Consider the following 25,852-nt stretch of genomic DNA (forward strand, 5'->3'; position numbering starts at 1 on the left):
TCAGGGCTCAAGGGCGTTGAGGTCGATTAGTGGCTTGGTGCCGGCCGGTGGTGGCGGGGTCGCGGTGGGGGATGTGCCGGCGGCGCCGTCCGCTCCGCTATCGGCTTGCGCGTCGGGCGCCGCGTCGTCCGGTGTTACGGCACCGGAAAACAGCGGCAGCTGGGCGAAGAAGGCGTCGACGATGGCGTTGGCTTCGTCCAGCGTCGGCTGCCGTGCATCCTTGAAGGCGGGCAGGACTGGCTTGGCCGGCTTGCGCGGCTTGCGCATATTGTGTGGCGGCGCGGACGGCGCCAACGGCTGTGGCGCCTGCGCTGGCTCCGGACGGCTGCGCGGCACGGTCGGCAGCGCCGGCACCGGCGCGCTCAGTTCCTGCAGCAGGAAGGCGGCGTGGCGCAGCTGCTCCTTGCTGGGGCGGACCTTGGCCCAATCGGGGACGGTCCGGCGCGCCAGCGTGCCGCGCCAGCCGCGCCGGTCGAGCGCGGCCAGCGTCGGGCTGAGCGCCTTCAGGCGATCGATGAAACGGTGGTCTTCGTAGTAGCGCGCCTTGTCGCACAGGATGGGGCGGCTGTGGCGGGCGATGATGATTTGCTGGTGCCGGGCCAGGGTGCGCAATTCCTGGGGCAGCAACAGCGCCCGGCTGTGGGCGCTACGGCTTTCCGAGCGCGACAACCCGCTGCCGGCGCCGCCGTTGCTGCCGGTGGTGGTGCTGGTGCTGGACTCGGTCAGGAAGCCGAGGATCTTGCTGGTTTCCTCGGCTTCGTGCTGGTCCGAGGGGGCGTAGACGATTTGCAGCGTATGGTCGCCCACCAGGGTGCGCGCCTCGGCCTCGCCGTAGCGGCTGATGAGCTGCGCCAGGTTCTGCAGGCTGGAGGCCAGCCGCAATTTGTAGTCGCGGATGTAGAAGTTGGAGCGCGGCAGGGCGGCGATCTTGCCTAGCGCCGCCAGCTCGTCCAGCATCAGCGTGCATTCGTGTCGGATGGTCGGGTCGTTTTCCGGCAGATGCTTGGTGTTCAGGTCGATCAGCTGGGAGAAGAAGATGTTGGCCAGGATGCCGGCGTCGGCCAGGCGGTGGGGCGGCACGCCGAGGTAGATCGACATGCGGCGGCGCCGCACGTCGCGCAGGTCGAAGTCGGAGCGACTGGTGGCGGCATCCACGATCGGATTGGCGAACACCAGCAGCGGAGCGTTGAAGGTCGAGATGATATTGCCCATGGATTCGGTGGGCGCCGACAGGAAGCGGTTGAAGGCGTCGCCGCACTCGGGGCTGAGCGGCCTGTTGCCGGCGCGACGGCTGGCTTGGATCTCCTGCAGGTGCTGGGGAATCGGCTTGCCGGCGCCGGAGGACTGGCGGTAGACCTCGCCCAGGGTGCACGGCAGCTCGGGCGTCTCCATCAGGTACAGCACCAGCGCCAGGAACAGGTTGCGCGCATTGTCGTTCCAGTATTTTTCCTTGGGATGGCAGTCGCTCGGGTAGAAGGACTGGGCGATGGCCAGGATGTCGCCGATCCGGAACAGCGAATCGCGGTCAATGGCGTCCAGCATGTTCCAGCAATGACTGCGGCCATCCTCGGCGAACGGCGCCCACAGGTAGACCTCGTGGCCGTGGCGCTGGCGGAACAGCGAGGTGTAGCGGAATAATTCCAGCTTGAGGTCGAACGCCACCACAGAGTCGGGATAGTTGAGCATGTTCGGCACCACAAAGCCGGTGCCCTTGTCGCTGCCGGTGGGGGCGGCCAGCAGCACGAATTGCTGGTCGCGCGCGGTCAGGTAGCGCCCGCGGTGGCGGCCGACGATCAGCGCGCTCATAGCAGCCCCGCGTCGCGGATTTCGCGCTCGCTGGCCCAGCGCGCGTCGCCATACAGGGCGCGCGGACGCGGCAGCAGGGCCAGCACGGCCATCAGCAGGACCCCGAGCAGCAGCGCGCAGGGCAGGGCGGCGGCCAGCAGCAGGCGGGTGCGCTGCGCCGGCAGGTGGCCGTAGGCTTGCCAGTACAGCCACCAGGTGTCGGGCCGGATTTGCCGCGGCGACGCCTGGTTGAGCAGGAAAAAGGTGTAACCGGCCAGGCAGGCGCCACCCAGCAGCAAGGCCGCCAGCAGCGCCAGCGCCACCAAGGTCAAGACCATCGCGCGCGCCTTCATGGCGACCCCGCCGTGTCCGGCATGCCGGCGCCGCCACGGCGCTGCTGCAGCTTGGTCAGCGGATCGTAGCTGACCTCGGCGATGAAGCGCTCCTTGCGCAGCGGCGCGCCATCGCGCGCGTAGACGCGCTCCACCTTGATGTGGACGATGACGTCGATGGTCAGGCTGACCAGCCGGCGCAACGCCTTGGCATCGAAGATGCCGGCCTGCGGATGTTCCTTGCACATCAGGACGAAGCGGTCGACGGCCAGCGCGCAGGACTCGGCGTGGAAACTCGACAGCGAGCCGCTGTGACCGGTGGTCAGCAGCTTGAGGAAGTCGAACGCTTCGCCGCCGCGCAGTTCGGCCAGCAGCACGCGGTCCGGCTTCATGCGCAGGCAACTGATGATCAGTTCGGACGGCGTCACCATGCCCGCGCCGCTCGCCTGGCGGCCGTACAGCAGATGCGTGCGGTTGGGATGGTCGGGCAGGAACAGCTCGCGCACGTCCTCGATGGTGACCAGGCGCTCGTCGGCGGGAATGTAGCGGCAGGCCGCCTTCATCAGCGAGGTCTTGCCGGACCCGGTGTCGCCGACAAACACGATGTTGAGCTTGTGGCGCACCGCCATGATCAGGAATTCGTGCAGCGCACCCCGCTCCAGGCAGGCGATCAGCGCCTGCTGGGTGGCGTCGAGCTGGCGTCGCCGTTCGGCCAGGGCGGGCGGGCTCTGCCACTGGTAGCGGCTGAAGAAGCCCTGGCTCTGGTAGCTGTCGAAGGTGCGGATGCTGGCGTCGGGGATGCGGATGGTCATGGCGACCAGGCCTGGTTCCACGGCCGGCGGTACGGCGATCTGGACGCGCCGCAGTCCGGGAAGGTGCGCCCCCAGCAGCGGAAACTCGGCGTCGATGCGCTGGTTGGCATAGGTGGCGATGGCGGTGGCCAGGCTGACGCAGCGCTCCAGCGTCAGCTCGGGCGCCGGGTGGCGATGCCAACGCGCGCCGGCTTCGACAAACACCTCGCCGGGCTGGTTGACGACCAGATCGGTCACGCCCGGCAGGTCGAGGAAGGCGACAAGCGGCCGCAGCAGCTCGCGCACCGAGGCATCCAGCGGCAATGGCTCATTTGACGTGGAGAGCATACACGGCTCCGAAGTCGAGGTCGCGCGCGACGGTGATGCTGGCGCGGTCGCCCTGCTGCTTGTACAGCGTGGGCTTGATGTTGATGGTGCTATCGAGGATGCGCTCGGCCAGCTGTTTGCCGGCCTGGGTGGTCTGCTGGAACACGGCCACGCCGGCCGCGCCATTGCCGCTGCCGCTGCTGGCGCGCGCGGTTTCATAGCCGATGGCGTCGTCCACCATCGCCAGCAGGACGGAGGCGCCGATGCGCTCGCCCCAGCGATTGTCCAGGTATCCGTCCAGACCCGAGGTGCCCAGCGCGTCAGAGGCGGGCGAGGCGATGTCGATCACCACGCCCTGCGGGGTTTTCAGGCGGGCCCAGGCGATGAACAGGCGGCGCTGGCCGCTGGCGGAGAGGGCCAGATAGTCGCCGGTGACGACCGAACCGGATTCGGCTAGCACCACCGCGCCGGTGTCGCCGTAGACGGGGGCGGACAGCACGCACACGGCCTTGCCGGAGATGTCGCTGATGATGCGCAGCGAAAGGTTGCAGTCGATGGTGCGGCCCTCCGGCAGGATCAGGTCGCGGTTGGCCAGCAGGCTGGCCTGGGCGGCCTTGTTCGGCACGGTGCGCAACATGGCGCGCAGCGGGCCGTGCGGATGGGCCGGCAGCGGGTCGCCGCCGCCCTCGGCCGCTGATCCTGGCGGCTGGGCCAGGGAGGCGGCGGCCAGGTCGGTGCCGGCCGGCTGGGCGGCGATTGCGCCTTGGCCGGGGGCGGGAAGGACCAGGTCGCCGTCGTAGCGTGAGGCGGCGGAACGCGGCGGTGTGGACGCCGGCGCGGCGCCAGGCGGCGCGCTGGCGGCGGCCCGCGCCTCCGGCGGCGCCAGCGGCGGGATCAATACCTGGCCGTTGGCGCACACCCGCACCGGCTGGCCGTTGGGGGCCAGCATGGGCGTGCCGTCGCGCTCGTGCATGATTTGCGGCGGCGACTTGTCGTCGCACGCCGTTCCCATGATGGTGTTGGTGGATGCCGACGCCGGCGAGGTGGTGCCGACGGCTTCCGCGGCGGTGCCGAGTTGCCGACGCGGCAAGGGCGGGCTCTCGGTGCGCGCCCGGGCGTCCTCCTGCGCCATCTTGGCGTCGCGCGCGCGGCTCTGGGCGAAGTACTGCCTGGCGCTGTACACCGTGCCCACCACGGCGATGGCCACCACCACGATTCCAATTACCAGCTTGCGCCAACCGCCACCGGCGCCGGCACCGTAGTCGTTGACGGACACGATGCGGTCGGGCATGGTGGGCGCCGTAGGGGCGGCGTTCTCGATCCGGTTGTCGGCGGCGCTCATGGCTCGCCCCGCTTGATGGTGCGCACCACGCCGTCAATGCTGCTGCCGTCCACCGGACCGATGCCATCGCTGTCATAGGCCTCGTTCCACAGGCCGATCACGGCCGCTCCCAGCCGGAGGATCAGGCGGCGGGCGATGCGCTCGACCACCAGCAGGCCGGGATCGCCGGGGTCCATATGAAAATTGACGCGCGCCTCTTCGCCGCTGGCGTTCACGGTGTAGAGGGTGGGCAGCTCGCGGTTGGCCGGGAACTGCAGATAAGTGAAGCGGCCGTCGTCGAACACCAGCGCCGGCGCGATGTCGGCGCCGCCCGGCATGATCTGCATCGAGTAGCGCCAGTTGCGCGGGATCGGACGCGCCGCGCGGATCATCACTTCCGCGCTTGGTCTGGGTGGGGACGCCGCCGCCGTGGCCGCCACCGGGTAACGGAACATCAGGCGGTAGGCTGGCTGCGGCGCGGAGTCGGCGCGCTGGCGGTCCCCGTCGGTGGCGCTGTCGGGCAATACATGGAAGCGGAAGCTGTAATCGCGCTTGTCGGTGCGCAACTCGAGGTTGTTGGCCAGCGCCCCCGCCTTGGGGCGGACCAGCACCTGGTTGCTGCCGGGATCGGCGCGCATGCACCATTCCAATTCCGCTTTGCCGCAGTCGGCGGCGTAGCCGGTGGCGGCGCCGTCGCGCAGGATGTGCTCGTCCGCCGCCAGCACGATGCGGGTGGCCGTGCCGCGCTGCACGGCGACCTCCGTGACGCGGTCGGGCAGGTAATCGATGTGGCGGATGCGGCTGTCGCCGGCAACGGGGGCGGGCGTTCTGTCGGGCTTGGCGTCGGCCAGCAGCGGTACGCACAGCAGCCAGGGCAACTGGGGCAACAGGGACAGTAATCTCATATCGGCCTCACTGCGATTGGGGGAGGGCGTCTTTGCCGCGTTGCGGCGGCAGCTCGTCGGTGCTGCGGTAGCTCAGCGTCTTGAACCCGAGCGGATTGCGGATCAGGTCCAGCTCCTTGCCGAACATTTTGGGCTGGTAGGTGTAGCGCAGGGTCACGATGTGGTATTCAGGCGGCGCCTGCGTATCGCTATCCAGCCGGCGCGTGACGGTACTGAAACGCACCGTCGCGAACTGGCCGATCTCATTGCTGGTCAACTGGGTGCTGATAATGGTGGGCTTGATTTCCACTTGCTTGCCGAAGCGTTCCTGCCTTGCGAAGGCGCCGTTGCGATCGTTGTCATATTCCTTGCCCACAGCCTCCGCGCTCATGTCCATCACGGAGTCATAGTCCAGCTGCAACAGGGGGAAAAAGTAGGATTCGCGCGCCATCACGTAGCGATTGACCCAGTGCATGTCGAGTAGATGCTGATAGCCCTTGACGACCCGGTCGTCGATAGCGTCAATGTATTCGACATTGCCGGTGGCGCGGTCCAGCGTCAGCAGATAAGGCACCACGCGACGGAAGTTAACGGCCACGGCAAGACCGATGACGGCGCTGAACGCCAGCGCGGCGGCGATGGATGCCACCCACCACGCCCGCCGTTCGGAGCGTTGGCGCGCCGCGTCCAGCAGTGCGTCCCACGGTGGGAAACAGTCTTCTTGCTGGACCGGTGCGGTCTCCGCAACGCTGCGCGGCGCGTTCGCGCTTGTGGGGTGTTCAAGGAGGGCGGACATGGCGCATCCTCTTTCACCGGGGCTTGATCACAAAGTGGAAGCTGTCGCTGCCGTCGTTGTGTCGCGACAGGCTGAGCAGAAGCTTCTCGCGCGCGGCCTGCTCGGCGGCCCGATCGGCTGCCTCCGCGATGCTGCGCATCAGTTGCAGGCGGTTGGCATCGTTGTTGACCTGGATGTTTTCCGCTTGCAGCCTGGCCTGCAGCTCGGCGATCGACTTGGGGTCGTCGGTGGCGTTGATGCGCGCCTGAAGCGTCTGGATCTGGGCGCTGCGGCTGCTGGTCATGTTCAGGGCGCTGGCAAGCAATGCCTGGTGTTGCGCCAGCATGTTGAGCAGGCGCTGGCAACTGATCTGTTCGCTTCCCTTGAGGTTTTCGCAGTCGTAGATCTTCGATTTGCCGCGGATGGCGCTGGCGCTTGCGCTGAGTCCGGCCGAGCCGCTGGACTGCAGCGCGTCGTACAGTTGCTGCAGTTCAGACGGGACGATCGCCCGCAGACGAGGGTCATCCGCGAAGTCGCCAAGGCCGCGATTGCCTGTCGCCGCTCTATATTGCTGCTGTAGCTGGTTCTTTTGCTCGTTCATCTGCTGGAACTGCTTCTGCCATGCGGACACCTGCTGCAATGCCTGCGTCAGATTGGCGACGTCTATCACGGCAAATTGTGCATGCGCCGGCATCACGCTGGCGCACAGCCAGGCCAGTCCAAATGCGATTAATGTGGGTTTCATGCGGTTCTCCGGATGGAATTGGCGTTGAGATTGTTCAGCGCGTAGCGCTGATACAGCGGCGAGGGCGAGATGTTGTTACCGGCAGGAGGGCGTGCGCCAAGTCCGGCGCTGATGGCATTGCGGTCTTTGCTGGTAGTGGACGGACGAGACCCAAGCCAGCTGTGTAACAGGAGTTGCGCGATTGCTCTCCCGACACCGGCGACGGAGGCGCCGCCAAACAGCGCACTGGCGAGCTGGGGTTGGAACAACATCACAATGACCAGCGTGACGGCGGTCATCTGTAAGCCGCACACCGCCTGCACGATATTGATGGTGTCCAGGTTATTCGTGATGTGCTCGGCATACTGGCTTGCAATAGCTGTGAGCATGGCCACGGAAATGGAAACGAAGACCTTCAAAAAAATGTAGTTGAGCGCTTGGCCAAGCCAGCTTTCTGTGTATTTGCGCGTGGCTGGCGAGATCGCGCAAAATATAAATGCGGGGCCGACCGCCATTAGAAAGGCCAGTGAAACCTTCGCGAGGAGGTAGAATCCCAGACCGATGGCGAACAGCATTGCCTGTGTGATCGTGCAAATCACTGCGGCAAAAATCAAGGCAGCACGTGGGAAGATCCCGACTGTGGCCTCGCTCCACAGTTTGGCAGCAAGTATCGATAGTGGATCTGCGAACCTGTCCATCAATGCTGCTAGACTGGTCTCGCCTGAAATCGCCTTGATGACGGCGGTGCCAATCGCATCCAGCCCGTCCACGATGAATACCTGGTAGTTGCCGGCGCTTAGCGACAGGACTGTTACCAAGCTGATTAGTGAGACTTTACCAAGCAGCTCCTTTACGGGTTCCGCATGCCGTCCTTGCGCGACGGCATGGCCCGTGACAATCCAGTAAATCGTCAGAGCGGCAACTGCGACTGGCATCAACATCGCGCACATGGCGGCGCTCTTTGATGAAACGAAGTTCGTAAGCAGCAGATCAATGGCGGCATCGATATTTTGAGCTGGTTTCATATGCTAGTCCGAGGTGTGCTGTTTCTTGAAACGTGGTGATCATTTATGTAACCTACGGTTTAAGGCGTGGCCTCATCCAAAACCGGGGTGCTAGAAGCAGGTGACGAGCTTGCTTTCGGTGGCTTGAAAACAAAGTCGTCCGAGCCATCTCCTTTGCGGTTTTTTTCTTTTTCCGGACCGTCGCCGCACCCTGCGAGGCTTATCAGCAGGGTGCACGTCAGGATGGAAGCGAGCAGGGGGATCCTCATGATGGTTCCTCGTTGGTTTGTCGATGGAGGTCGCGGCGCTCCAGAATGCGTCGCTGCAAAATCGGTTCCCAGTCTTCCGGATCGTCGCCCACCTCGGCGCGGGCGGCGTCCAGCAGTTGCACGTTTTCCAGGGTGCCGGACAGGATGTTCAGCACCTCGGGCATGTGGCCGAGGTCGTAGCGCAGGACCACCGACACGTGGTTTTGCTTGAGCAGGAACAGCCGGCTGTTCTCGCCCATGTTGCGCACCAGGTCGAACTCCTGCTCGGTCAGCTTGAACCCGTGCACGTAGTCATCGTGGTCGGCGGCCGGATTGGGCAGGAAGATCTTGGTCACGCTCTGCTCGACGATGGTTTTGCTGATCTTATGCCCCTGCACGTCCGAGGGCGAGGTGGTGATGAACACGCCCAAGCCGTTGAGCTTGCGGATGGTTTTTTGTTCGTTGAGGGCGAAGTCCTCCAGGTGTTCGCTGTTGAGCCAGCTCCAGAATTCCTCCATGTAGTAGGTGAAGGGGCGCCCGTCGATCAACTGCCTGGTCATGTGCAGCAGCAGGGTGACGGTGGGCGCGCGCAGTTCGTCGTCGTCGATGAATTCGGTGCAGTCGTAGCCGTACAGCACCATCCTGGGATCGTCGAAGTCATGGGTATGGCGCGGGTTGTCGAACGCCCAGCCCAGCGCATGGCCGGCGGTCCATTTGCGCAGACGGTCGCGCAGGCTGTTGCCGCCGCCGCGCGCCTTGAGGTTTTGCCAGACCGCCGACAGGCGGCGCAGCGCGTAGGGGAAGCTCTCGTGCATGACGGTGCGCACGGCATGGGCGATTTCGGCGTCTTCCTCGGCCTGGTCGGCCGGCAGGGAAGGCCCGGCCAGGATGCGCAGCCAGCGCTCGCAGAAGGCGACGTGGGTTTCGGTCAGGGGCAGCTGGAACGGGGCGAGGCCGGTCGGCTCGCCGCGACGCAAGGCGTTGTAGCAGCCGCCGGCGCGGCGGATCACCAGTTCCCAGCTGCGGTCCTTGTCGAACACCATGCCGCGCCAGCCGGGATACTTCAGCGCGTGCAGCATCAGGCCCGCCGTCAGCGCCGTCTTGCCGACGCCGGTCTGGCCGACCACCACCGTGTTGGCCGGCCGCATCTCATCGAGCGCGTCGTGGTGCTCGGGCGAGACGTGGTGGTTGAAGAAGAACAGTTCGCCGCTGAGGGTCTGCATCAGGGCCAGCGCCGGTCCCCACGGGTTGCCCGCGGCCTTGCCGTGGCCGAAGTTGTGCAGCGGCGCCAGGGCGGTGAAGTTCTGGCTGCTGATGATGGCCTGGCGCGGCCGCAGATGCCAGTTGCCCGGCAGCTGGGCGAACCAGGCGCATTCCGGTACGGTGTCGACCAGCGCCATCTTGAAGCCGGGGCCGTCCTGCAGGGCGCCGCGCGCATGGTTCAGGTGGCGCGCCACCTGCTCAGGGGCATCGCCAAACACGGCCAGCGAATAATGGTATTCGCCCATCTGGATGTCGCCGCTGTTGACGGCGGCGATCGCGCTGTCCATCTGCCGGATCTCGTCCGGCGAGCGGTCCTCGGCGGCATGCAGGTGGCCCTGCTGGCGCTCCAGCGCCTCCAGCGCGTCGCGCTTGCCGAGCATGGAAAAGCTCTGGGCCTCGATGTATTCGTAGTCGCTGTACAGCAGGGCGTTGTTCATGCCCGGCTCGGAACTGCGCGGGTAGTCCTGGAAGTCGAGCAGGCCGGCGAAGCCCGTGCGCTGCGGGTGCCAGATTTCCACCATGCCGTTGTTGTCACCGAAATGCAGGCGCGACAGCGCCAGGGTTTCGTTCAGCCGGGTGTCGCGGTAGGGGATGTCCTCCCAGACGCCGTTCAGCAGGTAGCCGTAGAACGCCGCCTGCTGCGAATACGGCCGGCCTTCGCGGCGGAACACGCCGAGCCGCTGCGGCCGGTAGGCCTGCAGGCTGTGTGTCAGGCGCTGGCCCAGCTCTTCCAGCGCCTGCAGGGCTTCGCGCTGCCGGACCAGCAGGGTGTCGAGCGCCGGCGCCTGCAGGCGCCGCAGCCAGCCGCGGCGGGCGGCGCCGGGCGCGCGGTACACCAGGGTCAGATACAGTTCGGTGGCCAGGTGTTGCTGGCGGCCGGCGGCATCCGCGCCCAGGCCCCGCTGGTAACGGGCGACGAAGTCGCGCGCGTAGGGCTGGGATGGCAGGCCGCGCATGTTGACCGGCAGCGTGCGCCGCAGCTTGTGGGCCCAGATGGCGCAATGCCCGCCGCCGAGGGCGTTCCAGAAATTGTGCAAGGCTTGCTTGCGCTGCAGGATGACGTCCGGGGCGGCGGTCTCGAAGGGGATGCCGTCCAGGCGCCAGGTGGCCAGCAGGTCGCCATTGTGGCGCAGGCGGATCACGTCCGTGGTGAGATAGCCGCCGAAGGGGACGTGGCGGGACATGCCGACTTCCGCGCGGGCGCGGTGGCGCAGGGTGTGGAGCGCGCGCATGTCAGCCTCCCGGGCCCTGGGCCAGCGGGCCATAGGAATAGGCGCCCCAGCGCAGGCGGTTGGCGCCGTGCAGGGCGCGCATGCGTGCGCGCAGCCATAGCTGGCGCAGGCGCTGGTCGTCCTTGCGGGTGATGGCGCGCAGCGCCACGATCAGCCGCAGATACAGCAGCGCCAGCAACAGCAGCACATAACCGCTGATCAGGAAGGCCGACCACACGCCCAGCAGCATGAAGGCACAGGTGATCGGTACCATCGCCACCAGCGGCACGCCGACCAGCATGGCCGGCCGCGTGCAGCCGCGGAAGAACGGGTCCTGCAGTTCGGGGCGCGGATCCACGTTGTGCTCCTAACCCACCAGCAGGGCGCCCCAGCCCGGGGCGCTGGCGATGATGGCGGCGCCGACCACCACGTGCCAGATGTCGATCAGTTTGCGGTGGTTATAGAGGACTTGGTAGCCGGCGTAGAGGACCACGCAGGTGACCGACACGCCCGAGACGGCCAGCATGATTTTTTGCACCAGGGTCAGGTTGGCAATCAGCTTTTCAGCCTGGGCGTGGGCGCCGGCGCAGGCGAACAGCAGCGATGCGGTGATGGCGTGGCGCAGGCACAGGGAGCGGCGGGGATAACGGAGCAGGGTAGGGAGGCGCATGGCAGACTCTTCTTTTGGGGAAATTGTTGTTAATAAAAAAGTAACTATCGTTTACAGTTAAGCCCGGATTTCGCCCGGCGCTAGGCGGGCGTGCACAGGCGTTGAGGTGGCGCAGTCGGATCGCAGGTTGTGGCCTGCATCTGGATGGGCCTTGCGGCGGCGCAAGGCGGTGGCGCCTCGTTGGTGGCAGGCGCGGCGTCGACGTGTCCCGGCTTTGCGCGCGATCAGTGCGGCGCGCTGCCTGCGGTGTACAACCGTGTCAGAAGCGCCTTGGGCGCGGAGGAGCGGCGATGGTGGTGCTGGCGGTGGCGAACCAGAAGGGCGGCGTGGGCAAGACCTTCGTGGTCTGCCAGCTGGGGTTTTACCTGGCCGCGCGGCCGCTGCCGACCCTGGTGCTGGAGCTGGATCACCAGATGAACGCCACGCGCAGCCTGCGCCGCGGCGGTCGCGCGGTGCTGGCCGGCTTCACTACCCTGGATGTGCTGGAGGGGCGCGCCGGCGCGCTGCCGGAGGGCGAGCTGGTGCTGGTGCCGGCCAATCCCGGCCTGGCGGCGCTGGAGCGCCAGCCGCGGCGGCACAACGACTACGTCAACGCCCTGCAGGCTTTCCTGACAGGGGTGGGGCCGCGCTTCGCAGCCTGCCTGATCGACACCCATCCGAGTCCCGACGTGCGCTACGCGGCGGCGCTTGCGGTGGCCGATTACCTGCTGTCGCCGGTGCAGCTGAACCAGGAGGCCATCGACGGCATCGCCGCCCTGCTGCAGCACGAGCGCTATGGCTACCACAAGCTGCGCCAGCTGCTGAACCCGAAGCTGGAGCTGATCGGCATCCTGCCCAACCTGGTGGAGCCGACGCCGTTCCAGCGCGCCAACCTGCGGCAGCTGGTGCTGCACCATCCGGGCCTGCTGATCCCGGCGCGGCGCGCCGGTGTGTCCGGCTACGCCTACATCCCGACCCGCACGGCGGTGGCGGAGGCGCAGGCGGCCGGCGTGCCGCTGTGGCAGTTGCGCCAGGCGGTGCCGCCCGCGCTGGCGGGGCAGGTGGCGCCGGAGGCGATGCCGCTGCGTAGCGCGGCGCGCGACGCCTGGCGCGAGATCCAGCCCTCGTTCGCGGCCATCGCCGCGCGCATGGGACTGGGAGCGGCGCCGTGAACCTCGACCTGTCGCTGCTCGACCACAGCGCGGCCGCGCCGCCGTCGGCGGTTGGGCGGACGCCGGTGGCGCCGCTGGCGGCGTTCGAGGAGGATCCCGACAACCCGCGCTTCGAGGCCGAGGGGCCGGAGTTCGAACAGCTGGTCGACTCGGTGCGGCGCCACGGCATCCTGCAGCCGGTGGTGGTGCGTGCGCAGCCGGACGGCCGGCTGCGCCTGCGCTTCGGCCTGCGGCGCTACCGCGCGGCGTGCCGCCTGCAACTTGCGGGCCTGCCCTATCTGGTGACCGAGGATCCGCGCCAGTTCGACGATTATGCCCAGGTGGACGAGAACCAGCGGCGCAAGCCGCTGCAGCCGCTGGAGCTGGCGGCCTTCATCGCGCGCAAGTTGCGCCAGGGCGAGCAGAAGAAGCAGGTGGCGGCGCGGCTGGGCATCGATCCCAGCGCGGTCACGCATTTGCTGGCCCTGGTGGAGGCGCCGCCGCCCTGGCTGCTCGAGCTGTACCACGGGCAGCGCTGCCGCTCGCCGCAATACCTGTACGAATTGCGCAAGCTGCATGCGCGGGCGCCGGTGCTGGTCGAGCGCGGGCTGGCCGACAGTGTGGCGATCGACCGTCCCTGGCTGCTGCAGCTGGCGGCGACGGTGCGGGCGGCCGGTCCTGCGGCAGGACAGGCGGCGGAACAGGCGGCGGGGGCGCCGGCCGCCGATGCCATCCCATCGTCGGCCGGGGCCGAGTCGTCGTCGGCGGCGGCGGCACGCGCGGTGACGGGAATCCGGCGGCCCGCGTTGTACGGCTGCCATGCGGGGCGCGCCCTGATGCTGCTGTTGGATCGCCAGCCCAGCGGGCCGGGCCTGATCTGGGTGCGGTATGAGGGCGAGGCGGAGGCGGTGGAGGTGCCGATCGGCGCCGTGCGGTTGACGGCGCTGGAGGAGATGCGCGGCGCCGGCGGTCGCGCGCTGCGCGCGGTCGCCTAGCGTCCCGCGACGCGGGTGTGTGCAAGGGCGCGCCTGCTCGCGCCTTCAGTCCGGCAGCGTCTGCGCGGCCCATGCGCGGGCCGCGTCCACCGCCTGTTCCGGTGTGGCGTGGCGTGCCTGCTCGTCGCGCCAGTCGGGCCAGCGCCGCGCGCCGCTGCGGATCTCGAGGATGGCCAGCTGCCAGCCCGCGCCTGGCGCGGCGCGCTCGGTGTGCACGGTCATGGTCCAGTCGCCGGCGTCTATGATCTTGGTTTGTCGTTCCATCGGCTTGCTCGCATGGCGTGGAGACCGCGCCCGGCTGGCCGTCCCGTGTTGGATCTGGCTGAGCTCAGGCGGCTGGCGATCTGGGATTGTAGCAGGCGGCCGCGCGGCCCTATTTGGCCGGCCCACCGCTGTGTCCAGCGTAGCCCGGTCGGGCTGGGCCTGGTTTGCGCCAGGTCGTGTTGTGGCTGGATGTTCCGCATGCCGGCGACGCGGTGTTGGTGCGGCTGGCGGGTGGCCGCGCTTGCGCGGCGGCTGGGCGCGACGATGGCTGAGTGGCGGTGGCTGAGCGGCGCCGATGGGGACGGCCGCGTGCCGTGCCTGTTGGCCGCCGCCCGGGATGGCGTGCATGCCGCAGGCCGGCTCTGCCTGTCTGAAGTCGATCGAGTGAAGTCGATCCGGTGAAGTCCATCCGCTGAAATCCATCCGGGCGAGGCCCTGCGGGCAACCGCCTCCTTCCGGGTCGCTGCGCTCCGTCCCTGCGGGACCGGGCCTGCGGCCCGCCTCCAGTCCTCGGCTCGCGGGCCCGGCCGCGCCGGGCCCAACGGCCTGTCCGGTCAGGACCAGCTGCGCTCGTCCTGGAAGGGTTAACCCCAAGGGCGGCGTGTCGCGCTGCGCGCACACCCCGCAACCCCGAACGGCCTGAAATGAGGACACCACGCTTTCAAAGGCCATGCCAGCGATAAAGCCGCTGGCATGGCCTTTGAGCCGCCGCTTGCGCTATGAAGCCGGCCGCATGGCGCCCTGGGGGGCGCCTGCGGCGCCCAACCCCACAAGGTCAGCGCGGGCCGCGGGCCGCCCATTGCGCCAATCCCCCCACAAGTCCCCCCGGCCGGGGTGAGGGGGACTTGTGGGGGGATAAACGCACGCAACGGGCCGGAAACGCGGCCCTTGCCTCGCTGACTGCACACCACCCTTCCTAATCCTTCCCGTGAGGGAAGGACTATCTCCCCCCTCCGCCCCCCTCCGGGGGGAACGAGAGAGTCCATGCAAGAGGATGAGGTGTTGACTTCACTTCTTTTGATCAACCTTTTTCAAGGAGAACAGCATGGAACAGCAATCATATGTGCCGTTGGCCGGCGCCGACGGCGGGCCGGTGACGGCGGTGTTGGTGCCGCTGGCGGAGCGGCTCGGCTTCCTGCCGCGTCATTTCGGCACGGAATGGGTGACGGTGGAAAACGCCGTCTACCGCACCATGGACTACCTGTGCCCGCACTACCGCGGCGGCTACTGGGATTTCTACGACTTGTCCAACGGCGGGGCGCTGCTGGTGCCCAGCGGCAGCAGCAGCTACTACCTCAAATGCGAGGACAACGGCGTCAGCGGCCACCTGTCGCCGCTGGGGACCGGCATCGCGGTGTGCGCCATGGCCTACAACCAGCTGGGCTTCCGCCGCGACGGCCGGCGCTTCGCCGAGATGTTCTACCGCGTGCGCGATTTTCTGGCCCAGCAGCCGGAGGCATGCCAGTTGTTGGCGCTGCTCAATTGAGTGGCGGGTGGCCGCCGCCCGCGCGGCGGCCTTGATTCGATGTGCTATCCGTTTGGAGGATGTATGACTACTTTTGAACAACAGGTCGCCGGCGGCGACCACGGGATCGCCGGCGCGGCCAGCGCCGTGCAACAACGGGCGCGGGTGATCCTCGCGCACGCCACCATCGGCACGGCGGCGCATGCGCAGTTTGTCCGCAGCCCGAGGAATGTGCGCCGCAAACCGGCGGACCGCAGCGAACTGAAGGCGCTGGTGCGCTCGCAGGGCCAGCTGCAAAATCTGATCTGCCATGAGGAGATCATCGACGGCGTCGCCACCGGCAAGCTGGTGGTGGACGCCGGGGACGGGCGCTGGCAGGTGATTGGCGAGCTGATCGCCGAGGGCGCGCTGCCGGTGGACTTCCAGATCCTGTACCTGCTGGTCAGCGAGGCGGAGGCGGTGGTGGTGGGACTGGCGGAAAATCTGGGCCGCGCGCAACTCCATCCCGCCGACCTGTGCGAGGGCATGCTGGAGCTGGCACATGCTGGGCGCGGCGTGGCCGACATCGCGCTGATCTTCGGCGTGCCGGAACTGACGGTGCGCCAGCGCCTAAAGCTGGCCCATGTCGCGCCCGCGCTGTTCGCCCTGTACCGCGACGACCGGATCACCTACGAGCAGCTGGCGGCGCTGGCGGTGAGCGACGACCATGCCGCCCAGCAGGCGGCGTGGGATGGCTTGTCGCCATGGGAGCGGCAACCGGCGCGGCTGCGCCGCCTGCTGACCGCCCACGCCTTGCCGCTCAGGGACGACCCCGTGATGCGCTATGTGGGCCTGAAAGCCTATCGGGCGGCGGGCGGGCTGCTCACGCATGACCTGCTGAGCGAGGACGGCGACGGCTACATCGACAACCCGGCCCTGCTCGACTCGCTGGCGCAGGCCAAGCTGGAGAAGCTGGCCAAGCGGCTCGGGCGCGAGGGCTGGCACTGGAGCGCAGCGCAGCCGCGCGCCGACGCCGCCATGCTGGCGGCCTATGGCCGGGTGCGCAAACAGCGGCTGGCGCCGACGCCGGAGCAGCTGGCGCAGCTGCAACAACTGGCGCAGCGGGCGGCCGCGCTGGAGCGGCGCGCCGACGGCGAGGGCGACGAGGACGGCGCGATCGCGCGCCAGCTGGCCGACATCGACATCGCGCAGGGCCGCATCCGCATGGCGCTGGAACGGCCCGATCCCGACGACATGGCGCTGGCCGGGGTGCTGCTGACCGTGGGCGAGGACGGCAAGGCCTGCCTGCTGCGCGGCCTGATCCGGCCGCAGGACAAGGCGCGGCTGCGCAAGGAGGAGAAGGCGGCCGCCAAGCCGCGCGGCCCGCACAGCGAGCGCCTGACCCACGTGCTGCGGGCGCAGCGCACGCTGGCGCTGCGCGCCGAGCTGCTGGCCAAGCCCGAGGTGGCGCTGCTGGTGCTGGCGCACCGCTTGATCAGCGCGGTGTTCCTCGACACGCACGCGGCGGGCGGCGCGGTGCAGCTGGAGGTGCGCGCGCCGTCCCTGCCGGAGGCGGCGCAGAGCGGTCCCGCGTGGGATCGCTGGCAGGCCCAGCGCGAAGCGCTGCTGGCGGCCCTGCCGCAGGGCGGCGCGGTGGCGCTGATGGCGTGGTTGCAGCGCCAGCCGCGCGCGGTGATCGACGACTATCTGGCGTTTTGCCTGAGCTGCGGCGTGAACGGGCTGCGGGACGGCGGGCACGGCGCGGATGGCGGGGATGGGGAAGCGGGCGACGAGGTGGCGGCGCTGGCGCGGGTGGTCGGCCTGGACATGCACGCGTGGTGGCAGCCGACCGCGCGGAATTATTTCAGCCACGTCAGCAAGGGCCGCATGATGGAGGTGGTGGCGCAGGCCACCTCGGCGGCGCAGGCGGCGCCGCTGGAGGCCATGCGCAAGGAGGCGGCGGCGGAGGCGGCGGAGCGGGCGGTGGCGGGCACGGGCTGGCTGCCGGAGGTGCTGGCGGGGGCCGCGGGCTGAGGTGGGGATGAGGGCGGGGCCGCGCGGGCGGCCCCGTTTTTTTTGGACATGGCGCGGTGTCGGGGCGGGCCGGGTGGTTCTCGGGGCGGGCCGGGCGGTGGTGGTGGTGGGGGCGAGGCTGACACGGCGCGAGGGCTGGAATTGTCGAGGTTGGTGGGAGGTGGAGGGCGCGCGGCGGCGTGGCTTGATAATCTCAAGCGCCGGCGCGCTTGAGATTATCAAGCACGTGAAAGGAGTAGCGATTGCAGGATAGGCTGACGCCGATCAAAGTGCTCCACTTTGGCATGGCTACGATAAAACCATCGCATGACAGATCGATGGAGGCCGCCATGGCAATCCGACCGAACCGCATCAACGTCAACCTGGGGCCCTATAAAGCGCCATGGCTGGCGTATTGCCGCGCGACGGGCGAGAACCCGAGCAGCCTGTTCCGCCAGCTGGTGGCGCAATTGCTGGCGGACGCCATCGACGTCACGACACCGGAGCCGGTGGCCGCCGGCAAGACACGCAAGGAAGTGCGGCTGACCCCGGATGAACAGCAACATGTGGCGGCGGCGGCGCTGCACGCCGGCGTGAGCGAGGTGCGCTGGATCAGCGCGCTGATCCGCGCCCACATGAGTGCGCAGGTCCAGTTGGGACCGCTGGAAACCGAGGCGCTGGGACGTTCCAACCTGGCCCTGCTGGCCATAGGCCGCAACCTGAACCAGCTGGTGCGCGCGGTGCACATGGGGGAGGTCATGTTGCCCACCGAGCTGACCGCGGTGCTGGCGGCACTGCGGGTGCAGTTGAGCAGCCATGTGGAGGAGGTCGCGGCCATCCTGTCCGCCAACCTGAACCGATGGAGGACCTCATGAACCGCGACCAGTTGGACATCTACCTGGCCGAGTGGGACCGGGGATTCAATAGCCGGCATACACGGCGCGTGCAGACCCGATCGGTGGCCGAACTCAGGGCGCGTGGCGCCGCCGTGCGTGAACGCTTGTCGCACATCGTGCGGCGGACGCCACAGGTGCTGGTGCGTATCTCCGGTGGTGGACGTGGCATGGGCGGGATCCGTGCGCACCTGAACTACATTGCGCGGCACGGCCAGCTCCCCCTGGAGGATCAGGATGGTGACCGCCATCTGGGCCGTGACGACCTGACCTGGCTGGGTTACAGCTGGCAGCACGGTGGCGTGCCCATTCCCGAAGTGGCGGAATGGCGCGAAGCGGTGAATATTGTGTTGTCGATGCCTGAGGGCACGGATACCGTCGCGTTGCAACGTGCGGCGCGGGCGTTTGCCGCAGCTGAATTCGCGGGATACCAGTACGCCATGGCCTTGCACACGCCGGACAGCGACCCCAGTCGTTCAGCGTCGCCGCATCCGCACGTGCATCTATGCGTGAAGAAGGCCGGCGCCGACGGACGGCGGCTGAATCCGCGCAAGCAGGACTTGCGGCGTTGGCGCGAGGACTTTGCCGAGCGGCTGCGCGAACATGGCATCGACGCTGCCGCGTCGCGCCGACTGGAGCGCTTTCAACCGATCAAGGGCGAGCAACAATACGTGAGGCATATGCGGGCTCGCGGTGTCACCCTGGCCGGCCTTGGTTTACCGACCATGCCGGCGTTGGGGTGGGGGCGGCAGGCGCAGGGTATGCGCGACCGTTATCTGGACGCCGCCGCGATGTTGGCTGCATCGTCGCACGATGAGGACAGGACATTGGCTGTGGGTGTGTCGGCGCTGGCGAACCTTGGGCATGAGCGCGGCAGAATCCCGGGGCGGCAGAGGTGAAACAAGTAGGCGGGAGAACATGATGGATCGATTGCACAGGCAGGAAGCGTTTAACGGCAAGTGGTCGGCCGTCCTTCGTGCGTGGTGCTTGCTCGCCGCGGTGCTGCTGGCGGTGCTGGGCGTTCTTGGCTGGATGCTGGTCTTGCCGCTGAAGGCAGGACGGGTTTGCGTGGAGGCCGGAGAGTGGGCATTGCGCGCCTTTGCGGCATGCGTGCTGGGGCTGATCGGTTTGTTGATACTGGTGCCCCTGGTGTTTGGCCTGGCCTACACGCTGCTTTATCCTTGGTTGCACTGATGGTCGCCCTTATCGGTATGTTGTTGCGCTTTGTTGGCGAACGCTGCAATGCAACTCAATGTGGCCTTGTCGAACTCGAATTGACAGACCAGATTCGAGTTGCGACTGGTCATTTCCGGCTAGTCATCGCAGACCAAGGAATCAGAGATGGCAGAAGCGCTGGTGGCGGCTTCGATATGGTAGGTCGGCGTCTCCACCGAGAGTACGTCGCCCTGCTCGCTATACCATGCTAGAGCTTGGTCGATATTGTTTGCAAGCTGTGGACGGTGGTGTTGCCGGAGCCACTGCTTCAGGGAATTCAAAGAATCCCCGTCAGCGACTGTCAGTTGATACGCTGCGCTAAACAACGCGTCTTGAATGGTTTTGGGTGAACACTTGCCGTTTATTTTTAGCTTATAGTTGGTCTGAATCGTATTGACGAATCGCTCAAGATCAACCAGTTTCTTGTCTCTCGTATCAGCATCTGTGTAGCGCGACGGCTCTTGCTGGTGCCGGAACGTGCCGCGCTGGCGTCGCGTACCATCCTTGGTTAACTCAAGTAGCCTATCGAGCGCAACATGCCAGACGGCGCAGCGCCCGACGGTGACCTCGGTGCCTCCCACGAGACGCATCTCGCGACCTTCGGCCATGCTGCGGCCGCGCGAGGCTGATCGGCCGTCGCCCCAGAACGCTTGATTTCTAAGTGGAATCTGTACCTCCCCTGCGAACCGCTTGGGATGATCACTTGCAAGCTCAATGCCGATGCCCCGCAACTGATCTTCGCGTCGGCGGTCGAGCAGCAAATCGAATGCCTTCGCAAACGATGGGCTGACGATGTAGTCGACAGGGGAGGTGCGTATGTCGGCAACTGCCGAGCTGCGATCCATGGGGTCGGTGACATGGGCATCGACGACAACGAGCAGGCACGACACGTCCTGGATAGCAAACAATGTCTCGCCGTATGCGTGGAGCAGTGCATCGACGCCCAGGTTGTCCGATGTTCCGCCATCTGATAAATGCAAGTACTTACTGCGTGGAATTCCATAGTCCTCGCTATAGAAGTGTTGCAATGTCATGCCGTGGAATAAGCCAGGGTAAGCGCCGGACGTCGCGACCGCGTCGGCGATCCGCATTTTTCCCAAGTCGGACCCTAACTCGTTAAATGCTTCCTGAGTGAAGGTAAATCCTTGCAGTTGGTCAGACGGACTATTGAGTCCCCTCGTTGTGAGCGGTCGAGAGGACGGCACCGGATGTAACAGGGAGGCATTGATCAGCAGGACTGGTGCGCCTGTCTCGGGTGCGCCGAGTTGTCCGAATCGGGTACCGTTAAATATCTTCTGATCAAATACGTCGGCAAGCGAGTGGGTGGCGTTTCGCCCGCTCGCCATGCTGGCGATCAGGTTGTTCGGCTTAGCCGAGTCTAGTAGCCAGGTTTGCAGAAAGTCAGTTCGAAATACCGCAGAGCGCTGGTCAAATTGCATTTCGTTAGCTGGCGGTGCGATGGCAAAACTTGCTGCTGCCAGCGACCCTCCCGAAACAGACGAAATAGCTGTCACGTCTCCATAGATTCCCAGGTTCTGCAATTGCATTAATACACCCAAGCCAAAATTGGCTGCGCGGGATCCCCCGCCAGACACCGCGACGCCGATAAACATTGGGTGTAGGCAGGGTGAATCCTTGAGCGCGATCACGCAACTCTCGGGATGCGGGAACATAGCGCGTTTTACAGGTTGCGTTGAGTCGCTTGCAGGAACATTGACAACGGCGGAATCGGAACTCCTTGGTAAGATCCCGCAGCTCGCTACGAAGGAGAGCAACAACGCAGCCGGAATGAAGGTGGCGTACCGAAATGTTTTGGTCATTGAATTTTTACTTTATGCGCGATAACGTGGCGTCACCTTCTGTTTGCTCGCTGCCGCTTTTGTTCAGGCGTAGGCTTAACTACCACAGGCGTATAGAAGGAGCATTACGGAAGCTTTACCTTTACGTACGGTTTGCCGACTACCGGGAAGGTGAGCTTGTGTGGCGGCCAGTCCGCGGGTGCGTTCTGCCATCCCGTGGTCTGTGGTTGGGCATAGTTGAAAATGAACTCTGCGCCGGGACATGACCTCATGATCTTGGCAATCAACGCTTGGTCGGGGTGCTTGTGTTGCGCACCGCTGGTGCTGATCAGGAAGCGGGAGCAATCGATGCTTTGTAGCAGGCGGGGATTGGTGTTTCCCTTGCTGCCGTGGTGTGAGACCTTTAGGACGTTGACGTTCACTGGGAGTTCCCAATGTTTCTCAAGACCGTCGGCGACCACGTTTGCAAACGCATCGCCTGTCAGCAAAGCTTTTTGATTATCGTATTCAAACATGATCGCGATGCTGCTGCCGTTGGGTGTGGCGCTATCCGCTCTAAAATTCTCGTCGGGGTAATTGGCGTTGGTATCGATCGGCCACGCATCGTTTTTGCCCAGTAGATCAGGCGCTTGCTCGACTTCGTCATCTGCTGGTGGGGTTGGTCCCACCCATTCGTTGGCCAGATTTTGAAGTCGCTTTTCGTCGGGTGAGAGTATCCACGCGGTCATCCCGCCCGGCAAATCGATCGGATCGAGCCAGTCGCTGGAGATGCAGGCGCCACCAAAGGCGTGGTTCCACGGCAGATTTCCCTCTTCTATGAGCTGCGTAAGGGTTTCACCTTCTGCGTGTCCCAGCACATCGACCGGCTGCAGATGTTTTTTTCCGTTAAACCAAACGTCACCGATTTCCAGCCAGTCGGGCTTTTGCTGCAATAGCGCAATGATGCCTTCGATATGATCAAGATCGTAGTGGGTCACCACCAAGACCTCTAGTCGTAACGTTCCATTCTTGCGTGCTGCTTTCAACACGGCGAGCACGTTGTCGACGCTTTCAGCCATGCCTCCATCGATCAGAATATGCCGCAGCTGGTCCGCCGCGCCATAACTTAGCAACAGCGCATCGCCTTGATTTGCTTGTATCGCGGTAATCTCGAACATTGGGGCCTCACTTTCCGCCTAAGATAAAATCTGCATCGCCGAAAGCAACCAGCACCAGACCGATCGCCAGATTTTTTGACAGCATTTCTCGCCGTGTTGTGCTAATGACATCACCTATCGTGGTGGCGTTGGTGGCCTTCGTTGCGTCCCTCAGGATTTTCACCATTTCTAATGTGACGATGGTCGCGTGCCGTCCCAGCAGTTCCGTCAAGGCTGCGATGACCGCGGATGCGCCAAGCCTGAGGAAGGTGGAAGGGAGACTGGCCAACGCAACAGGGGATAGAGCCGAACTGCAGCCCATGGCGATCACGACCGGCTTGCCCGAACCTATGTGTTCAATCTCCATCGCACCAAACGACAAGCTATCGCCCTGGCCGATATAGAGATGGTCTTTATCGATATGCGGTATCAGGGCCAACAGCGAGGGATTGGATTGGATGGCGGCCTCCCATGCGTCCCAGTCCTCGATCAGCGGAGCAACTTCCTTCGCCACGTCATTCAACGTCACCGTGGGCATACCGGCTACCTGGTTTTGCGCTAGGAAACTCTCTGCCTTTCTTGATGCCGCAAACGCCGCTTTGTCGAGCGACGCGATTTTGTGTCTTTGATCAAAATCTTTCGCTGCACTGAGCCATGGCAACGCGGACAATCCGGGCGTCCAGGTTTGACGCTCGATGATGGCGGTCACGCCAATAAAACCCATCGGACAGAGTTTTTGGTTTTCCTGCCTGATCGAGCAAGGTGCGCGCGCTTCGCCTGCAGCAAAGCAGGATGCCCGCTCAGGACAAAGTGGCGCTTTTCGGTTACGAGGGATTCTTCCTTGATAGAAGAATTCCAATGGAAAATAAGCGTTCGACTGTGTGGTCAGTTGTACGCGGCCCAGGTTTTCCGGCCAATTTGGTATGTAGCCGCGTAAGCCGTCCAACATGCGCTTACCGGCGTTCGCCAGATCATAAAAGGTCGCATCTGGCTGAATGGACGGATTCTTGACCAAGAAACCAATTTGGGACAATAGGCTTTCTCTGGCGGCGCTGATTTCTGCATTGTCCAGCATCGTCAGGGAAATGCCTTGAGCGTCGAGGGCGGTCGCACTTGGCCTTCCGCCCAAGCTATCATTCACCAGCAAAGCGAACTCAAACGGTTGCTTATCGCGTTCCAGGTTATCGCTGGCGCTTTCCACGCTGAATTCAAATAAATCGCCAGGGGTGCCCTTCAACCGTGCGGTCTGTACGATGCGAGCGCCGTCAGCAACGATGAAACGTATATCCACTTGTTCGCTGAGCACGGCGAATTCGAACTTCGCGGCCGAAGACTCGCCCCGTTGCGGAAGCTCGAATTCTGCGCGGGCGAGAGGGCGCCCGACGGCGACCATGTAAACCTGTAAGGGTTTGGTCGGGCGGTCCCACTGTATCCGGTGGACGGGGAAGCTGGGGCGCGTGTCGTCGAATAGGGTCCGGTATCGAATTTTGAGATTGATGACAACATTGCCGTCCTTCGGCAGCCGTGTGGTCTGGTGACCGTCGTGCAGCACCGATGCGTCGAGCACGCGTGCGGCGGGGATGTCGGAGTGTAACTTTGGTGGAGGATCGATAAAACTCTTCAGCAGCAGCGTTTCCTCGGAGCTGTTTGCAATCCCCTTGACAGACTTCCGCGCGACGAAGCCGGATGCATGGTTTCCCTCGGCTGCATACCGCAATATGTCGATCGACTTCTTCAGGAACGTGGTGTTCGCCGCCACGATTTCCGCTACCTGGCCTGAGGCGATATTGGCGTCGTAGACTGCGTCACTGGTGGCCATATATTGCCAACGATCGGCAAACACCTGCAACCATCGCTGTACCTCGGGCATTTCACCAACCGCGTGTATCACACACCGCGCGCCATTCGATCGGAATTTGTCCAGCGTGGATAGGGCCGCTTCATTTGATGTCTGCACGAGAATCACGAGGTCGACTGACGGATATCGTGACGCATCTTCGGCGGAGGCAATCACTATGTCGGTGGGCGTAAGCTGTTCCGACCAATCGCTATTGGGAAGCGCTTGGAGGAAGCCGGCGGCCACTTGACGGGTTGCTTCGCTGCCGCTGACCACTAATTGCCCATATTGACTACGAGTCGGGTATAAGCGCCGTGGCTTGCGGTCCTTTGGCCACATGAAGAACTGGATGCTATCCGGAAAAAGCGCGGCGATATCGGAGCGCAAGGAAGCCAACTCTTCAGGATTCGCCCAAGTCCATAGCTCGCGATTGAGTTGGACCGTGAGCGCAAGATTGGCGCGTGCAAGCGCTTTTGTCGCGCGTATGATTTGCGCCGACCTTGCGCGGTCCAGCCAGCGGGTTGGTTGCATTAATTGCTGGCCACCTCCCCACGTGCTTAAACGCTTTGCCGTCGCGCTACCGATTAACAACTCAGCAATAATTTCAGGGTGGTGCCACCAATTCCAATCCCTTAACGGAAGCAGAAAACCAAGGCCGACCCGTAGCCACTGTTCTGATGATTCGCCGTTATCAACGAGGGGATCAGCCATATTCCGCGGCGCGCTCAAAGGTTGGGTTGCGCCATTAGTTGTTGGTCATGTGATTGTACGCATAAGTGAGCCCACTAATTCTCTCTAATTTCCACACGGAATTTTATGTTTGGCGCAGTGTAGGTAGCTGACGATATGCCAGCCAAGCCTTCGTGATTGAACATCGGAGTGATTTGGCCGCCTGTTTGGAAGCTCTGCCTTTCACCAGTCTACTGATTACACTCAACCCAGGCAGAACCCAGTAGGCATCGAAGATGCGCTATCGAATCGCTAGCATTCCGCTTCGGCGTGGATAGCACGGCCCCTGCTCGCCGGTTCTCCATAGCCAATGGTGAGCTAGCATACACCGCAGGTGAATCACAGTGCAGGTCAGCTGCCCGGCGATGCTCGCGACTGCATCGTCCGTGTGACTATATGTGAGTTTCTGCCAGGATAATTCATGCATAATTAGGAAAAGTTGCTATGTGTAAACTCGTGCATCGGGTACCGTGGCTCAGCCCTTCTTGTCGGACCTAGGATTTTGAACGCAATGAAAGCCATACATGCTGATTAGTCATTCTCTGAAAAAAATAAGCGCACAATGCGGATTAACCATCCGAAACTGCCTGAAAATCATCGGGCTGTTGCTGATTTTGCCGTGGGGGGTCTGCGTTGCTAAATCAGTCAACCATGGTTTTGAATTTGGGCTCGCCAACGAAAACTCTGGACTTGAGATTCTAGATTATCAATATGGAGTTTACCGCGGAATGCCCACGCAACCTGATGCGGATGCGTATGCCTCGGGAAAAATTCCTCAGAGTGCGATTGTGTACGGCAATTTCCCTGTTGGAGAATTCCTCTTTGTGAAATGGAAATCCAAATCTAACAATGAAATCTACTCACGCCTGATTGATTTGCGTCGGAGTCTCCCAAGTGACATGGATGATAAACACATCTACTTTTATATCAAAGATGCGGAAATTTTCGTATACGTGGTTACCTATAAACCACATGGGGACAATGTCGAAGACTGCAGTGCGCCCGTGTTTAGAAAATTTGTTTGTTCGGTAATTTATCCATTGCATTAAACAATCACAAGGG

The 25,852-nt window shown here is 64.4% G+C and carries 24 protein-coding genes; 8 read left to right on the plus strand and 16 right to left on the minus strand.

From position 1 onward, the window contains the following. From FHW83_RS16395 to FHW83_RS16450, 12 genes are read right to left on the minus strand one after another with little or no spacing between them, the layout of a single operon-like run. Window positions 1-1,806, minus strand: coding sequence for a type IV secretory system conjugative DNA transfer family protein (locus FHW83_RS16395; RefSeq protein WP_176647424.1), 1,806 nt, complete (start codon window positions 1,804-1,806; stop codon window positions 1-3). Next, window positions 1,803-2,123, minus strand: coding sequence for a hypothetical protein (locus FHW83_RS16400; RefSeq protein WP_176647425.1), 321 nt, complete (start codon window positions 2,121-2,123; stop codon window positions 1,803-1,805). The genes FHW83_RS16395 and FHW83_RS16400 overlap by 4 nt, the downstream gene beginning before the upstream one ends. 11 nt (window positions 2,124-2,134) lie before the next feature. Continuing rightward, window positions 2,135-3,256, minus strand: coding sequence for a P-type DNA transfer ATPase VirB11 (virB11, locus tag FHW83_RS16405; protein WP_176647426.1), 1,122 nt, complete (start codon window positions 3,254-3,256; stop codon window positions 2,135-2,137). After that, window positions 3,237-4,577: a TrbI/VirB10 family protein gene (locus tag FHW83_RS16410; protein WP_176647427.1), complete on the minus strand. Its 1,341-nt coding sequence runs from the start codon at window positions 4,575-4,577 to the stop codon at window positions 3,237-3,239. Before FHW83_RS16410 ends, virB11 begins: the two co-directional genes overlap by 20 nt. Continuing rightward, on the minus strand, window positions 4,574-5,461 hold the full coding sequence (locus FHW83_RS16415; protein ID WP_176647428.1) for a TrbG/VirB9 family P-type conjugative transfer protein: 888 nt from the start codon (window positions 5,459-5,461) through the stop codon (window positions 4,574-4,576). The genes FHW83_RS16410 and FHW83_RS16415 overlap by 4 nt, the downstream gene beginning before the upstream one ends. A gap of 7 nt (window positions 5,462-5,468) precedes the next feature. Then, window positions 5,469-6,236, minus strand: a complete 768-nt coding sequence (locus tag FHW83_RS16420; RefSeq protein WP_176647429.1) for a virB8 family protein — start codon at window positions 6,234-6,236, stop codon at window positions 5,469-5,471. Between the two features lie 13 nt (window positions 6,237-6,249). Beyond that, on the minus strand, window positions 6,250-6,960 hold the full coding sequence (gene virB5, locus FHW83_RS16425; RefSeq protein ID WP_176647430.1) for a P-type DNA transfer protein VirB5: 711 nt from the start codon (window positions 6,958-6,960) through the stop codon (window positions 6,250-6,252). After that, window positions 6,957-7,964, minus strand: a complete 1,008-nt coding sequence (locus FHW83_RS16430; RefSeq protein WP_176647431.1) for a type IV secretion system protein — start codon at window positions 7,962-7,964, stop codon at window positions 6,957-6,959. Before FHW83_RS16430 ends, virB5 begins: the two co-directional genes overlap by 4 nt. A gap of 59 nt (window positions 7,965-8,023) precedes the next feature. Beyond that, window positions 8,024-8,212 carry a hypothetical protein gene (locus tag FHW83_RS16435; protein WP_176647432.1) on the minus strand — a complete coding sequence of 63 codons (189 nt, stop codon included), beginning with the start codon at window positions 8,210-8,212 and terminating at the stop codon, window positions 8,024-8,026. Continuing rightward, window positions 8,209-10,686: a VirB4 family type IV secretion/conjugal transfer ATPase gene (locus tag FHW83_RS16440; protein ID WP_176647433.1), complete on the minus strand. Its 2,478-nt coding sequence runs from the start codon at window positions 10,684-10,686 to the stop codon at window positions 8,209-8,211. The genes FHW83_RS16435 and FHW83_RS16440 overlap by 4 nt, the downstream gene beginning before the upstream one ends. Window position 10,687: 1 nt before the next feature. Continuing rightward, window positions 10,688-11,023 (minus strand): VirB3 family type IV secretion system protein, encoded by a 336-nt coding sequence (locus FHW83_RS16445; RefSeq protein WP_373997225.1) that lies wholly within the window; start codon window positions 11,021-11,023, stop codon window positions 10,688-10,690. 9 nt (window positions 11,024-11,032) lie between these two features. Beyond that, complete coding sequence (locus FHW83_RS16450; RefSeq protein ID WP_176647434.1) at window positions 11,033-11,335, minus strand: TrbC/VirB2 family protein; 303 nt, start codon at window positions 11,333-11,335, stop codon at window positions 11,033-11,035. Window positions 11,336-11,625: 290 nt separating this feature from the next. Here FHW83_RS16450 and FHW83_RS16455 point away from each other — a divergent pair, with 290 nt between their 5' ends. After that, window positions 11,626-12,486, plus strand: a complete 861-nt coding sequence (locus tag FHW83_RS16455) for a ParA family protein (RefSeq protein WP_176647435.1) — start codon at window positions 11,626-11,628, stop codon at window positions 12,484-12,486. After that, window positions 12,483-13,460: a ParB/RepB/Spo0J family partition protein gene (locus tag FHW83_RS16460; RefSeq protein ID WP_176647436.1), complete on the plus strand. Its 978-nt coding sequence runs from the start codon at window positions 12,483-12,485 to the stop codon at window positions 13,458-13,460. Before FHW83_RS16455 ends, FHW83_RS16460 begins: the two co-directional genes overlap by 4 nt. A 45-nt stretch (window positions 13,461-13,505) precedes the next feature. Here FHW83_RS16460 and FHW83_RS16465 read toward each other — a convergent pair whose 3' ends face one another. Next, the gene (locus FHW83_RS16465; RefSeq protein ID WP_176647437.1) at window positions 13,506-13,724 is read right to left on the minus strand and encodes a hypothetical protein; all 219 of its coding nucleotides are present in this window, start codon (window positions 13,722-13,724) and stop codon (window positions 13,506-13,508) included. Between the two features lie 1,045 nt (window positions 13,725-14,769). Between FHW83_RS16465 and FHW83_RS16470 the strand changes: the two genes are divergently transcribed. From FHW83_RS16470 to FHW83_RS16490, 5 genes are all read left to right on the plus strand, one after another. Beyond that, entirely contained in the window at window positions 14,770-15,210 is a 441-nt protein-coding gene (locus FHW83_RS16470) for an antirestriction protein (RefSeq protein WP_176647438.1), read from the plus strand. 63 nt (window positions 15,211-15,273) lie between these two features. Beyond that, complete coding sequence (locus tag FHW83_RS16475) at window positions 15,274-17,202, plus strand: hypothetical protein (RefSeq protein ID WP_176647439.1); 1,929 nt, start codon at window positions 15,274-15,276, stop codon at window positions 17,200-17,202. A gap of 329 nt (window positions 17,203-17,531) precedes the next feature. Beyond that, window positions 17,532-18,056: a hypothetical protein gene (locus tag FHW83_RS16480; protein WP_176647440.1), complete on the plus strand. Its 525-nt coding sequence runs from the start codon at window positions 17,532-17,534 to the stop codon at window positions 18,054-18,056. Then, window positions 18,053-18,973: a relaxase/mobilization nuclease domain-containing protein gene (locus tag FHW83_RS16485; protein WP_176647441.1), complete on the plus strand. Its 921-nt coding sequence runs from the start codon at window positions 18,053-18,055 to the stop codon at window positions 18,971-18,973. Before FHW83_RS16480 ends, FHW83_RS16485 begins: the two co-directional genes overlap by 4 nt. Before the next feature lie 19 nt (window positions 18,974-18,992). Then, window positions 18,993-19,268 (plus strand): hypothetical protein, encoded by a 276-nt coding sequence (locus FHW83_RS16490; protein WP_176647442.1) that lies wholly within the window; start codon window positions 18,993-18,995, stop codon window positions 19,266-19,268. 119 nt (window positions 19,269-19,387) lie between these two features. Here FHW83_RS16490 and FHW83_RS16495 read toward each other — a convergent pair whose 3' ends face one another. From FHW83_RS16495 to FHW83_RS16505, 3 genes are all read right to left on the minus strand, one after another. Continuing rightward, complete coding sequence (locus FHW83_RS16495; protein WP_176647443.1) at window positions 19,388-21,109, minus strand: patatin-like phospholipase family protein; 1,722 nt, start codon at window positions 21,107-21,109, stop codon at window positions 19,388-19,390. A 104-nt stretch (window positions 21,110-21,213) separates the two neighbouring features. Beyond that, complete coding sequence (locus FHW83_RS16500) at window positions 21,214-22,245, minus strand: ComEC/Rec2 family competence protein (protein WP_176647444.1); 1,032 nt, start codon at window positions 22,243-22,245, stop codon at window positions 21,214-21,216. A 7-nt stretch (window positions 22,246-22,252) separates the two neighbouring features. After that, window positions 22,253-24,772: a hypothetical protein gene (locus FHW83_RS16505; protein WP_176647445.1), complete on the minus strand. Its 2,520-nt coding sequence runs from the start codon at window positions 24,770-24,772 to the stop codon at window positions 22,253-22,255. Window positions 24,773-25,314: 542 nt separating this feature from the next. Here FHW83_RS16505 and FHW83_RS16510 point away from each other — a divergent pair. Next, entirely contained in the window at window positions 25,315-25,839 is a 525-nt protein-coding gene (locus FHW83_RS16510; RefSeq protein WP_176647446.1) for a hypothetical protein, read from the plus strand. Window positions 25,840-25,852 lie beyond the last annotated feature (13 nt).

It is taken from the genome of Duganella sp. SG902, from assembly GCF_013376005.1.
In the GTDB taxonomy this organism is placed as follows: Bacteria; Pseudomonadota; Gammaproteobacteria; order Burkholderiales; family Burkholderiaceae_D; genus Rugamonas.

Coding starts and splice junctions, on each gene's coding strand:
- FHW83_RS16510 (WP_176647446.1), top strand. CDS start 25,315: ATGCTGATTAGTCATTCTCTGAAAAAAATAAGCGCACAATGCGGATTA.
- FHW83_RS16420 (WP_176647429.1), bottom strand. CDS start 6,236: ATGTCCGCCCTCCTTGAACACCCCACAAGCGCGAACGCGCCGCGCAGC.
- FHW83_RS16475 (WP_176647439.1), top strand. CDS start 15,274: ATGACTACTTTTGAACAACAGGTCGCCGGCGGCGACCACGGGATCGCC.
- virB11 (WP_176647426.1), bottom strand. CDS start 3,256: ATGCTCTCCACGTCAAATGAGCCATTGCCGCTGGATGCCTCGGTGCGC.
- FHW83_RS16440 (WP_176647433.1), bottom strand. CDS start 10,686: ATGCGCGCGCTCCACACCCTGCGCCACCGCGCCCGCGCGGAAGTCGGC.
- FHW83_RS16480 (WP_176647440.1), top strand. CDS start 17,532: ATGGCAATCCGACCGAACCGCATCAACGTCAACCTGGGGCCCTATAAA.
- FHW83_RS16465 (WP_176647437.1), bottom strand. CDS start 13,724: ATGGAACGACAAACCAAGATCATAGACGCCGGCGACTGGACCATGACC.
- FHW83_RS16470 (WP_176647438.1), top strand. CDS start 14,770: ATGGAACAGCAATCATATGTGCCGTTGGCCGGCGCCGACGGCGGGCCG.
- FHW83_RS16430 (WP_176647431.1), bottom strand. CDS start 7,964: ATGAAACCAGCTCAAAATATCGATGCCGCCATTGATCTGCTGCTTACG.
- FHW83_RS16455 (WP_176647435.1), top strand. CDS start 11,626: ATGGTGGTGCTGGCGGTGGCGAACCAGAAGGGCGGCGTGGGCAAGACC.
- FHW83_RS16500 (WP_176647444.1), bottom strand. CDS start 22,245: ATGTTCGAGATTACCGCGATACAAGCAAATCAAGGCGATGCGCTGTTG.
- FHW83_RS16410 (WP_176647427.1), bottom strand. CDS start 4,577: ATGAGCGCCGCCGACAACCGGATCGAGAACGCCGCCCCTACGGCGCCC.
- FHW83_RS16435 (WP_176647432.1), bottom strand. CDS start 8,212: ATGAGGATCCCCCTGCTCGCTTCCATCCTGACGTGCACCCTGCTGATA.
- FHW83_RS16415 (WP_176647428.1), bottom strand. CDS start 5,461: ATGAGATTACTGTCCCTGTTGCCCCAGTTGCCCTGGCTGCTGTGCGTA.
- FHW83_RS16495 (WP_176647443.1), bottom strand. CDS start 21,109: ATGACCAAAACATTTCGGTACGCCACCTTCATTCCGGCTGCGTTGTTG.
- FHW83_RS16400 (WP_176647425.1), bottom strand. CDS start 2,123: ATGGTCTTGACCTTGGTGGCGCTGGCGCTGCTGGCGGCCTTGCTGCTG.
- FHW83_RS16485 (WP_176647441.1), top strand. CDS start 18,053: ATGAACCGCGACCAGTTGGACATCTACCTGGCCGAGTGGGACCGGGGA.
- FHW83_RS16450 (WP_176647434.1), bottom strand. CDS start 11,335: ATGCGCCTCCCTACCCTGCTCCGTTATCCCCGCCGCTCCCTGTGCCTG.
- FHW83_RS16490 (WP_176647442.1), top strand. CDS start 18,993: ATGATGGATCGATTGCACAGGCAGGAAGCGTTTAACGGCAAGTGGTCG.
- virB5 (WP_176647430.1), bottom strand. CDS start 6,960: ATGAAACCCACATTAATCGCATTTGGACTGGCCTGGCTGTGCGCCAGC.
- FHW83_RS16395 (WP_176647424.1), bottom strand. CDS start 1,806: ATGAGCGCGCTGATCGTCGGCCGCCACCGCGGGCGCTACCTGACCGCG.
- FHW83_RS16505 (WP_176647445.1), bottom strand. CDS start 24,772: ATGGCTGATCCCCTCGTTGATAACGGCGAATCATCAGAACAGTGGCTA.